This window comes from Modestobacter sp. SYSU DS0290 (assembly GCF_054050955.1).
In genome coordinates this window covers 1-10,418 of sequence record NZ_JBJHAI010000014.1, presented here as the reverse complement: position 1 = coordinate 10,418, position 10,418 = coordinate 1, and the positions used below count along the sequence as shown (strand labels likewise).

At 77.1% G+C, this 10,418-nt stretch carries 12 protein-coding genes; 4 read left to right on the top strand and 8 right to left on the bottom strand.

Translation table 11 applies throughout. The annotated features are described in order from the left end of the window. Positions 1-115 precede the first annotated feature (115 nt). On the top strand, positions 116-985 hold the full coding sequence (locus ACI795_RS12655) for a TetR/AcrR family transcriptional regulator (RefSeq protein WP_457075869.1): 870 nt from the start codon (positions 116-118) through the stop codon (positions 983-985). A gap of 25 nt (positions 986-1,010) precedes the next feature. On the opposite strand, the gene recN is transcribed toward ACI795_RS12655, so the two are convergent. Genes recN through ACI795_RS12635 form a run of 4 tightly spaced genes read right to left on the bottom strand, consistent with a single transcriptional unit; the run spans position 1,011 to position 4,876 of the window. After that, positions 1,011-2,804: a DNA repair protein RecN gene (recN, locus tag ACI795_RS12650; protein ID WP_457075868.1), complete on the bottom strand. Its 1,794-nt coding sequence runs from the start codon at positions 2,802-2,804 to the stop codon at positions 1,011-1,013. Next, positions 2,779-3,783 carry an NAD kinase gene (locus tag ACI795_RS12645; protein ID WP_457075867.1) on the bottom strand — a complete coding sequence of 335 codons (1,005 nt, stop codon included), beginning with the start codon at positions 3,781-3,783 and terminating at the stop codon, positions 2,779-2,781. The genes recN and ACI795_RS12645 overlap by 26 nt, the downstream gene beginning before the upstream one ends. Positions 3,784-3,824: 41 nt before the next feature. Next, positions 3,825-4,622, bottom strand: a complete 798-nt coding sequence (locus ACI795_RS12640; protein WP_457075866.1) for a TlyA family RNA methyltransferase — start codon at positions 4,620-4,622, stop codon at positions 3,825-3,827. Continuing rightward, the gene (locus ACI795_RS12635) at positions 4,622-4,876 is read right to left on the bottom strand and encodes a hypothetical protein (RefSeq protein WP_457075865.1); all 255 of its coding nucleotides are present in this window, start codon (positions 4,874-4,876) and stop codon (positions 4,622-4,624) included. Before ACI795_RS12635 ends, ACI795_RS12640 begins: the two co-directional genes overlap by 1 nt. A 386-nt stretch (positions 4,877-5,262) precedes the next feature. On the opposite strand from ACI795_RS12635, the gene ACI795_RS12630 reads away from it, so the two are divergent. Beyond that, positions 5,263-5,580: an alkyl sulfatase C-terminal domain-containing protein gene (locus tag ACI795_RS12630; protein ID WP_457075864.1), complete on the top strand. Its 318-nt coding sequence runs from the start codon at positions 5,263-5,265 to the stop codon at positions 5,578-5,580. A gap of 77 nt (positions 5,581-5,657) precedes the next feature. Here ACI795_RS12630 and ACI795_RS12625 read toward each other — a convergent pair whose 3' ends face one another. Both ACI795_RS12625 and ACI795_RS12620 read right to left on the bottom strand, forming a co-directional pair. Beyond that, positions 5,658-6,743 carry an HAD-IIA family hydrolase gene (locus tag ACI795_RS12625; protein ID WP_457075862.1) on the bottom strand — a complete coding sequence of 362 codons (1,086 nt, stop codon included), beginning with the start codon at positions 6,741-6,743 and terminating at the stop codon, positions 5,658-5,660. A 55-nt stretch (positions 6,744-6,798) separates the two neighbouring features. Next, positions 6,799-7,197 (bottom strand): tetratricopeptide repeat protein, encoded by a 399-nt coding sequence (locus ACI795_RS12620; RefSeq protein ID WP_457075861.1) that lies wholly within the window; start codon positions 7,195-7,197, stop codon positions 6,799-6,801. 87 nt (positions 7,198-7,284) lie between these two features. Between ACI795_RS12620 and ACI795_RS12615 the strand changes: the two genes are divergently transcribed. Beyond that, positions 7,285-8,595 carry a DUF1015 domain-containing protein gene (locus ACI795_RS12615; RefSeq protein ID WP_457075860.1) on the top strand — a complete coding sequence of 437 codons (1,311 nt, stop codon included), beginning with the start codon at positions 7,285-7,287 and terminating at the stop codon, positions 8,593-8,595. 5 nt (positions 8,596-8,600) lie between these two features. On the opposite strand, the gene ACI795_RS12610 is transcribed toward ACI795_RS12615, so the two are convergent. Together ACI795_RS12610 and ACI795_RS12605 are read right to left on the bottom strand one after the other, a co-directional pair. After that, positions 8,601-8,960 (bottom strand): single-stranded DNA-binding protein, encoded by a 360-nt coding sequence (locus ACI795_RS12610; protein WP_457075859.1) that lies wholly within the window; start codon positions 8,958-8,960, stop codon positions 8,601-8,603. Between the two features lie 85 nt (positions 8,961-9,045). After that, complete coding sequence (locus ACI795_RS12605) at positions 9,046-9,894, bottom strand: tetratricopeptide repeat protein (protein WP_457075858.1); 849 nt, start codon at positions 9,892-9,894, stop codon at positions 9,046-9,048. Here ACI795_RS12605 and ACI795_RS12600 point away from each other — a divergent pair. Then, positions 9,844-10,418: hypothetical protein (locus ACI795_RS12600; RefSeq protein ID WP_457075857.1), on the top strand; the 575-nt coding region annotated here is incomplete at its 3' end. The genes ACI795_RS12605 and ACI795_RS12600 overlap by 51 nt on opposite strands.

Below are 10,418 nucleotides of genomic sequence, written 5' to 3'. Positions count from 1 at the left end.
GGGTGACCGGTCGATCACAGTTCGTGAACGCCACGGGGTCGGCCGCGACACGCCGAGGATCGCACCGGGTGTCGCTGCCCGGGGACGGGACCGGCCCGTCACTAGCGTGGTTGCTGTGACTGGAGGGGCCTCCGCGAGCCGGGGTACAGCGACCGTCCTGCACGACACCGCCACCGAACCGGCCGACCCGGTCACGGGCGCCGAACCCGCCGAGGACGCGGCACGTACCGGGCAGGTGGTGGCCTTCGCCCCGCCCCCGCTGCGGGAGACGGCTGCCCTGCCTGCGGCGACCGGCACCGCGCCGGCCCCTGCCGACGCCGGGCAACCGCGCCGCCGGCGGGGCCGCGGGGGGCCGAGCAAACGGGAGCTGCGCCGCCAGCAGACCCGCGAGGAGATCGTCGACGCCGCCGCCGGGCTGTTCGCCGAGCGCGGGTTCGACGCCGTGAGCGTGCAGCAGATCGCCCAGCGCGCGGGCGTCGTGGAGAAGACGGTCTTCAACCACTTCCCGGTGAAGGAAGGGCTGGTCTTCGAGGCCGACCCGCCGATGCGCGAGGCGGTGCTGGACGCCGTCCGGCACCGGCGCGCCGGGGAGTCCGCGCCGGCCGCCGCCGGGAGGTTCGTGGTCGCCGCGATCAGCCAGCTCGGCTCCGCCGCGGCGGCCGACGGTGTCGCCGAGATGGCCCGGGTGATCCGTGGGTCGCGGACCCTGCAGGTGCGTGAACGGGAGATCCTCGGCGCGCTGACCGACTCCCTCGCCGCCGAGTTCGCCGCCGAGACGGGCGCAGAGCCGGGCCGGCTGGAGCCCTGGCTGGCCGCGCACTCGGTGCTGGGGCTGTACGCAGCGCTGCTCGAGCTGGCCCGCGACCGGGTGCTGGCCGGTGCCGCCGGCCCGGAGCTGGTCGCCGAGCTGCAGGCCCGTGGCCGGTCGGGCCTGGCGCTGTTGCAGACCGGCCTGGCCGGCTACGCCGAACGGCCCCAGCAGTAGCGCGCCCTGCTCGGGACGGCGCCGATCAGGCGTGCCGCTGGGCGGCGACCGCCAGCAGTTCCCGGGCGTGCGCCTGACCGGTCTCGCTGTCGGCCAGGCCCGACAGCATCCGGGCCAGCTCCCGCACCCGCTCCTCGTCCCGCACCGTGTGGATGTCGGTGGCGGTGACGCCGGCGCCGGAGTCCGGCGCCTTGTCGACCACGACGTGGGTGTCGGCGAAGGCGGCGACCTGGGCCAGGTGCGTGACGACGACGACCTGGTGCTCCCGGGCCAGCCGGGCCAGCCGCGCGCCGATCTCCCCGGCCGCCTGACCCCCCACGCCGGCGTCGACCTCGTCGAAGACCATCACCGGCACCGGGTCGGCACCGGCGAACACCACCTCGATGGCCAGCATGACCCGGGACAGCTCGCCGCCGGAGGCCCCCTTGTGCACCGGCCGGGCAGGCGCGCCGGGGTGCGCCGACAGCAGCAACGCCACCTCGTCGGCGCCCTCGGCGCCGGGGTGGTCGGGGTCGGTCTCGATGCGGAAGGAGACCTGGGCGCTCTTCATCGCCAGCCCGGCGAGCTCCGCGCCCACCTCGGCGGCGAACCCCTCGGCCGCGGCCCGGCGGCCGGCGGTGACCCGGGCGGACAGCGCCGCCAGCTCGGCGCGGGCGGCGTCCCGCTCGGCCGCCAGCGCCTCCAGCGCCTCGTCGGAGACGTCGAGCTGGGCCAGCCGCTCCTGCGCGTCGGCCGCCCAGGCCAGCACCCCGGCCAGCCCCGCGCCCGGGTCGGCGTACTTGCGCACCAGCGCGGTGATCGCGGCGCGCCGGTCCAGCACCTCGGCCAGCCGGGCCGGGTCGGCGTCCAGGTCGGCCACGTAGCCGGCGAGCTGGACGGCGACGTCGGACACCACGGCCACCGCGTCGGCCAGGTCACGGGCCAGCAGCACCAGCGACGGGTCGTCGGAGGCCGCCAGCGCCCGCTCGGCGGTGGCCAGGGCGGCGGAGGCGTCGGCCGGGAAGCCGCCGTCGCCGCCGAGCTCGCCGGTCACGTCACCGACCAACGCGATCCGCGCCTCGTCGGCGACCACGCGCAGCGCGTCGGCGTCGCCGAGCCGCTTGGCCTGGGCGTCGAGCGCCTCGTCCTCGCCCGGCTCGGGGGCGACGTCGGCGATCTCCGCCAGCCCGTGCCGCAGCACGTCGGCGGTCTGCGCCAGCTCACGGGCCTGGCTGTGCCGGCGGTCCAGGTCGTCGGCGAGCTCGCGCCACCGCGCGTAGGCGGCCCGGTGCTCCTCGACCAGCGCCAGGTGCGCCGGGCCGGCGTAGCGGTCCAGAGCGCGACGCTGTTCGGCCGGGCGGGTGAGGCGCAGCTGGTCGGTCTGCCCGTGCACGGCCAGCAGGTCCTCGGACAGCTCGGCGACCAGGCCGACCGGCACGGTGCGACCGCCCAGGTGCGCCCGGGACCGGCCCTCGGCGCTGATCGTGCGGGCCAGGATCAGGCTGCCGTCCTCGTCGGGGTCGGCGCCGGCGTCGGCGGCCCGGGCCCAGACCGGTGACCCCGCCGGCAGGGTGATCCGGCCCTCCACGCTGGCCCGGCCGTTCGCGCGCACGCGGCCGGGGTCGGCACGGCCGCCGAACAGCAGGGTCAGGCCGGTGACCACCATCGTCTTGCCGGCCCCGGTCTCGCCGGTGACCACGGTCAGGCCGGGCCCGAGCTCCAGGGTGACGTCGTCGATCGCCCCGAGGCCGCGGATGTGCAGCTCGGTGAGGGCGCCGTTGCGCGCCGCCGTCGGCGGGGCCGCGGCGGCCTGCTCACGCCGCGCCGTCCGCGTCGCCATCGCCCACCTCCCCGGGTCGGCGGGCCGCAGCCCCGTCGACGGTGCTGAAGTCCCGGGTGAGGACGTTGCGCTGCCCGGTCGGCGCCTCGTGCCCGGGCCCGTGCGAGCGGGCGTCGCGGAAGCCGCGCACCGGCAGGCCGAACTTGGCGACCAGCCGGTCACCGAAGGAGGTGGGGTTGACCCGGGCGATGCGCACCGGCCGGTCCGAGCGCCGCACCTCCACGCGGCCGCCGTCGGGCACCTCGACCAGGCGCCGCCCGTCCGCTGAGACCCGCGCCCGGGCGCCGTCGTGCGGGACGGCCACGGTGAGCACCGACGTCGGGGAGGTGACCAGCGGCCGGGAGAACAGCGCGTGCGCATTGGCCGGCACCAGCAGCAGCGCCTCGACGTCGGGCCAGACCACCGGCCCGCCGGCGGAGAACGCGTAGGCGGTGGACCCGGTCGGGGTCGCGCACAGCACGCCGTCGCAGCCGAAGCTGGTCAGCGGGTGCCCGTCGACCTCGAGGACGACGTCGAGGACGCGGGAGCGCTCGACCTTCTCCACCGAGACCTCGTTCAGGCCCCAGGTGCCGCCGACGGCCCGCCCCTCGGGGTCGAACACCGTCGCCTCCAGGGTCAGCCGCTCCTCGACCTCGTACTGGCAGCGCTCGACGGCGGTGAGCATCTCCTCGACCGCCTCGGGTTCGGTCTCGGCGAGGAAGCCCACGCGGCCCAGGTTCACCCCGGTGATCGCCGCGTCGGTGGAGCGGGCGAGCTCGGCGGCGCGCAGGAACGTGCCGTCACCGCCGAAGACGAGCACGATCTCGGTGCCCTCGGCGGCCTGCGGGCCGAACGCGCAGACCTCGGCACCGGGGATGGCCAGGTCCTCGGCCTCGTCGTCCAGCACCCGGACGACGAAGCCGGCCCGGTCCAGGCGGGCGGCCGCGGACCGGGCGAGCGCGACGATGTCGGCACGGCCGGTGTGGACGGCGAGCAGCACCCGCCGCACCCCGCCCCCTTCCCGCGGTGGTGCGCACTCGGTCACTGCGGTCCCTCCTGAACTGCTCGGTCGACATCGGCCTGCTGCGGTGGTGGTGCGTCGCGGCGCAGCCGGAGGAAGAACTCCACGTTGCCCGCCGGTCCGGGCAGCGGACTGGCCACCACCCCCGCGGTGCCCCAGCCCAGCTCGGCGGCGGCCCGGGCCACCGTGAGCACCGCGTCCGCGCGGTGCGCGGGGTCGCGGACCACTCCCCCGCTGCCCAGGCGTTCCCGGCCCACCTCGAACTGCGGCTTGACCATCGGCAGCAGGTCGGCGTCCGGCGTGGCGCACCGGGTCAGCGCGGGGAGCACGAGCCGCAGGGAGATGAAGGACAGGTCGGCCACGACCAGCTGCACCGGCCCGCCGATCGCCTCGGGGGTGAGCTCGCGGACGTTGGTGCGCTCGTGCACCGCGACGCGGTCGTCGGTGCGCAGCGACCAGGCCAGCTCGCCGTACCCGACGTCGACCGCGACCACCTCGTGCGCGCCGCGACTGAGCAGCACCTCGGTGAACCCGCCGGTGGAGGCGCCGGCGTCCAGGGCCCGCCGGCCGGTCACGTCGACGTCGAAGGCCGCCAGCGCACCGAGCAGCTTGTGCGCACCCCGGGAGACCCAGCTGGGCTGGTCGGGGTCGGTGCGGACCACCACGGGGGTTCCGGCCTCGACCCCGGTGGCCGGCTTGGTGGCGGCGGCGCCGGCGACGGTGACCCGACCCTCGGCGATGAGCGTGACGGCGTGCTCGCGGGAGCGGGCCAGCCCGCGGCGGACGAGCTCGGCGTCGAGCCGGCTGCGACGTGCCATCAGAGCTGGTCGATGGTCGACAGTTCGCGCTGCAACCGCTCGTGCTCGGCCTCGTAGACCCCCACGTGCTCGGCCACCGGCCGCTCGGCCAGGTCCGCGAACCGGGAGCCGGGAGCCGGGGCAGGAGCGGTGTCATCGGCGGGGGCGGCCGGTACGGCAGGGGCGCCGGTCGCGCGGTCGGCCGGCACCGGCGGGGGGACGACGGGTGCGCGCGGGGGGCCGGGCACCGGGCGTGGCCGGTCGGGGTGGCTCACGGTGGTCCTCCTCCGCGGTGTCGGGCTGGCGCCGTCGGCGGGCCGGCGGGCGGCCCGGATGGGTGTGCAGGGCATCGGCGTCGCGCGCCGGGTGGTGGCGGTCGCCGGACGGGGCCCGCCACCGGGCGGTGGCCGCGGCGGGACCACGTCGGAGGTTACCGGCCGGTGCGGGGTCCCCGCGGCCCGACCGAGCGCCGGTCGGCCCGCTGCACCGGCGACACGGTCCACCGGCGACACGGTCCACCGGCGACACGGTGCCGGTCACGACCGGGCGGCGCCGGTGTCGGTGGGCGCCGGTAGCGTCCCGCTCCGGACTGCCCCGGCCGGGACCTGCCTGGCCATCGGCTGGAGGAGGCACCCCTTCCGTGGCGACGCTGGACCAGTGCATGACCGCTCTCACCGGTTTCGTCGGCCAGTTGGCCGCGAAGGACGCGGCCCGCGGCCTCGACCGCACCGTCTCCTGCCGGCTGACCGACCTCGGGCAGGTGGTCCAGGGACGGCTGGCCCGAGGGGCGGTGCACGACATGACCGCGGTCCCCGAGGGGCCGGCGGTGCCCAAGGCCGACATCCGGCTGACCATGACCAGCGACGACCTGCTGGCGCTGACCGCCGGCGACCTGTCCTTCACCCCGGCCTGGGCCAGCGGCCGGGTGAAGCTGGAGGCGGGACTGCGCGACATGCTCCGGCTCCGCGCCATGCTCTGACCCTGCACCGAGGACCCGGCACCGAGTACCGGCACCGGGGGCCCGGCGTCCTCCCCTCCCGCGTCCGGCCACTGCGCTCAGCCGCCGAGCCCCCACTGCGCCAGCGCGACGTCGGCAGGGGTGTCGGCCCCGCTGATCCGCGGCCGCCGGCCACTGCCGCCGGTGGACTCGTCCGCCGCGGCCCAGTGGGCCGCGGCGACGGCGCGCAGCCCGTCCAAGCCGTCGCCGCCGGCCGCACCCCCGTCGGGTGAGCGCAGCACCACCCGATCGCCGGTGGCCTCGGCCACCCAGCCGCGGCACCGCCACCCGCCTTCGACCGCTTCCACCCGGGGGTGCGGGGTCAGCAGCCCCGCGACGTCGGCGGAGAGCAGGTCGGGGCGGTGCTCGGGCACCGCGGCGAGCAGGTCCGCCGGGGTGGCCACCCCGGTCAGCACCAGGAGGCTGGCCGCGCCGGCTCGCCGGGCGCCCTCGATGTCGGTGTCCAGGCGGTCGCCCACGACCAGCGGCCGGGCCGCGCCGGTGCGCCGCACGCACTCGGCGTGCATCGCAGGGTCCGGTTTGCCGGTGACCAGGGGCGCCTGCCCGGTGACGGCGCTGACCACGCCCACCAGCGCGCCGTTACCCGGCAGGACCCCACGCGGTGAGGGAATGGTGGCATCGGTGTTGGTGGCCACGTGCCGAGCGCCGTTGCGCACGGCCACCACGGCCTCGGCCAGCTGCGCCCAGCCGACCGTGGGCCCGTAGCCCTGCACGACCGCCACGGGCCCGTCCTCGGCCCGCTCGACGACCCGCAGCCCGGCAGCGGTCAGCGCGGCGGCCACGCCCGGGCCACCCACGGCCAGGACGGGTGCGCCGGCACCGACCAGCTCCCGGACGACCGAGGCGGCGGCCTGCGAGCTGGTGATGACGTCCGTGGCCGCCGCGGGGACGCCCAGCTCGGCGAGGTGGTCGGCGACCTGCTCAGGGGTGCGTGCGGCGTTGTTGGTCACGAACCCGAGGCGCATGCCCCGGTCGCGGGCAGCAGCGAGCGCCTCCGGCACGCCGGGCACCGCCGCCGGGCCGACGTAGACGACCCCGTCCAGGTCGAGCAGTGCGACGTCGTACTCGCCGGCCGGGGCGCGGTCGCTGCCGGCGGCCAGCGGAGGCAGCTCCCGGGCGCTCACGCGGCGGCCCCCGATCGGCCCGCGGGAAGGGGTCGAGCGGCGGGCGTCGGGCAGGTCATGGCAGCTCCTGGACGAGGCCCCGGCGGGCGCGCACGCCGCGCAACGCCTGGGCGTAGTGGGTGAGGTCGGGGCGCATGGCGACGGCCAGGGCCAAGTGCTCGGCGGCCAGCTCGAGCTCGCCCGCACGGCTGGCGGCGAGACCGAGGCCGAACTGGGCGTAGTCGTCGGTCGGATTGGCCTCGATGATCCGGGCGAAGCTGTCGATCGCCGCGCGGTACCGGCCGGCGTCGTACTGGGCGCGGGCCAGCGCCTCGCGCGCGCTGCGCGAGCCGGGCTCGGCGCTGACCGCCCGCTCCAGCAGGGTGGCTGCGGCGTCGGGGTGACCGCTGCCGAGCAGCTGGAGACCGCGCTGGTACCACTCGTAGACGCCGCCGTCCGGCTGGCCTGCCTCCACCACTGCTCCTCCCCCGTCGCACCGGCTCGACCGCGCCGACGTCCAGCCGCCGCAGGCCGGCCGGCACCGCGCTCCTACCATCGGGCGGTGCCCAACCCGCCGGCGGACGTCTCGCCCTCCGCTTCGGCGGGTCTCGACGTCCGGCCCTTCCGCGCCCTGGTCTACCGGGAGCACGACCCGGCGCACCTGGCGCGGGTGAGCTCGCCGGCCTACGACCTGGTCACCGTCGGGGGCCGCGACCGCCTGGCCGAGGCCGACCCGCACAACATCGTCCGCTTGATCCTGCCGCACGTCGACCCCGTCCCCGGGGGACGCGGAGAACGGGACCGGGCCTCGGCCCGGGCTGCTGCGGCGAACCTCCGGCAGTGGCTGGCCGAGCGGGTGCTCGTCCGCGAGGAGGAACCGGCGTTGTGGCGCTACGAGATGGCCGTGCCGGCAGCCGCGGCGACCACCGGATGGCTCGGCGCGGTGCGCGTGCCACCAGCGGGCTCCCCTGCCGTGCTGCCGCACGAGGACACCTTCGCCCCGGCTGTGGAGGGCCGCCGGGCGCTGCTCGACGAGACCCGGACCGACCTGGAGCCGATCGTGCTGGCGCACGACCCGGAACCGGAGCTGGCCCAGCTGACGCAGCACGCCGGGCAGGGCACACCCACGCTGGAGGTGACCGACCCCGACGGCGTCACGCACCGCCTGTGGCGGGTGACCGAGACGGAGCTGGTCGACCGGTTGGTGGCCGCGCTGGGCCGCACCCAGGCGGTCATCGCCGACGGCCACCACCGGTTCGCCGCGGCCCGGGAGCACCAGACCACCGGTGGCTCCTCGCGGTGCGCCGTGCTCGCCCTCCTCACGCCCATGGGGCCCGGCGGGCTGCGAGTGCAGGCGATCCACCGGGTCGTGCCGGACCTGTCGCTGGCGTCCGCCGTCGACCTCGCTGCCGCCGGGTTGACCGCGCGGGAGGTGACCCCCGCCGACGGCGAGGTGGCCGAGGTGTGCCGCCGTTGGGCACGCGGCGCGGACAGCGCGAGCGCCCCGGTGTTCCTGGTGACCGACGGCGCCCGGGTGGTGGAGCTGTCGGCCCCGACGGCGTCGCTGCTGGCCACCGTGCCGGCCGAGGCACCCCGGGCGTGGCGCGAGCTGGACGTCGTCCTGGCTCACCACGGGCTGCTGAGCCACCTGTGGCACCGGGCTGACGATCCCACCTCCGTGCTGGTCGCCCACGACGTCGACCAGGCGCTGCGGTTGGCCGGTGAACGGGCCGGGGTGGCTCTGCTGCTGCGCTCCCCCGCCCCGGCGGACGTCGCTGCGGTCGCCCGCTCCGGGGCCCGCATGCCCCGGAAGTCGACCCTCTTCGTGCCGAAGCCGCGCACCGGTTTGGTGCTGCGACCGCACGAGGACTGACCGGGTCATGCGGGCTCCCGCGCGACCCGGCGGCCCGCACGCTGCAGCTTCCGCCCCCGCCGGCAGCTGACCTCGTAGGCCACCGCGGTACCGGTCGGGGTGCGCCAGAAGCGCCGTTGCAGTGAGCCCTCGACCTCGACCACGTCGTCGGCGCGCCAGGCAGCGGCGTAGCGCAGCAGGGTCGGTGCGGTGCTCACGCAGGTCAGGACGTCCGACCGCGGCGCCCGCGGACGCGGGTTCTCGCGGCGGACCACCAGCTTGAACAGCAGGAGCGTGTCCCCGCTGGGCAGCGGGCGCAGTTCGGGCGGGGCGGACAGCCGCCCGCGCAGCACGACGTCGTTCCGGTCGATCACGGCCAGGCTCATGCCCGCAAGCGTCACCGGGGACGGGCAGGCCGGCCAGGGCTGCCCGCGAGCTGTGGACAGCCCTGGCCGGTGTGGACGACGAAGGTCAGTCCGTCAGCGGGTCCTGCTCGTGCTCGGGAGCGGGGGCCTCCTGGAAGAGCCGGGTGTGGTCGCGCTCCACCGGAGGCGGGGTCTCACCCAGCAGCTCGGCGACCTCCGCCTCGATGTCGTCGTCGGTCACCGGGCCGGTCACCGCCGCGAGCATCTCCTCGTCGAAGGGCTCCTCCTCCGGGAACGGCGAGTCGTCGGCGACCGCGTTCCCGTCGGTGTCCTCGGAGACCGACGACTCGTCGGTGTCGTCGGTGTCGTCGGTGTCGTCGGTGTCGTCCTCGAGGTCGTCGGCGAAGTACGCGCTGACGCCGGTCAGGTCGTCGGGGTCGGCTGCAGCGATCGCCGCATACCACTGCTGGGCGAGGTCGTCCTCGCCCCGGTCGGCGAGCAGGTCGGCGTAGGCGCTGGCCAGCCGGAGCCGGCCCAGGTCGGCGGCGCCGAGACCCGCCGGGGTAGGCCGGCCCCCGAGAGCGGCCTCCAGCACCAGGGCCGCCGCACGATCCTCGCCCATGTCCTGCCGCGCGCCGGCCTCGACGAGGCGCAGCTCGACGAGCTCCTCCCCTTCCGGCGCCGACTCCAGCGCCTCCTGGACCAGTCGAAGCGCCGTCTCCGGCCGCCCCAGCGCCCGCTCGCAGTCGGCCAGCACGGCGCGGTAGCTCTGATCACCGGCCATCCGCGCGTAGGCGCGGAGCTCGCGGGCCGCCTCGGCGAAGTCCCCCGCGTGGTACGCGGCGACGCCGACCGCCTCACGCACGACGGCCAGCCGGGAAGCCCGGTCCCGGGCGGCCCGGGCGTGCTGCAGGGCGAGCTCGGGGTCCTCCTCGAGCAGACCGCCCGCAGCCACCAGGTGCTGTCCGACGACGTCGGAGTTGCGGGAGTCGAGGCCACGGAGGGCCGCACGGACGGCCGGGTCCAGCTCACGCGGGTCTGCCCACTCGGGCAGCTGCGGGCCCGCAGGACGGCCACCCACGTCCTCCTGACCACCCTCGGCGCGTGCCGGCCGACGGTCCTGCCACGACGGACGGTCCGGCGGACCGGAACGGGCCGGGCGGCGATCGTCGCGGTCCTGACCCCCGGTCGGCCGGCCCGCCGCACGATCGGGCCGACGGTCCTGCCACGACGGCCCGTCACCGCCACCACGCTGCGGACGGTCCCCGCCACCGCGCTGCGGACGGTCACCGGCCGGGCGACGGTCCTGCCACGAGGGCCGGTCACCGCCACCACGCTGCGGACGGTCCCCACCACCGCGCTGCGGACGGTCACCGGCCGGGCGACGGTCCTGCCACGAGGGCCGGTCACCGCCACCACGCTGCGGACGGTCCCCACCACCGCGCTGCGGACGGTCACCGGCCGGGCGACGGTCCTGCC

Coding starts and splice junctions, on each gene's coding strand:
- recN (WP_457075868.1), bottom strand. CDS start 2,804: ATGGCGACGCGGACGGCGCGGCGTGAGCAGGCCGCCGCGGCCCCGCCG.
- ACI795_RS12640 (WP_457075866.1), bottom strand. CDS start 4,622: ATGGCACGTCGCAGCCGGCTCGACGCCGAGCTCGTCCGCCGCGGGCTG.
- ACI795_RS12630 (WP_457075864.1), top strand. CDS start 5,263: ATGACCGCTCTCACCGGTTTCGTCGGCCAGTTGGCCGCGAAGGACGCG.
- ACI795_RS12610 (WP_457075859.1), bottom strand. CDS start 8,960: ATGAGCCTGGCCGTGATCGACCGGAACGACGTCGTGCTGCGCGGGCGG.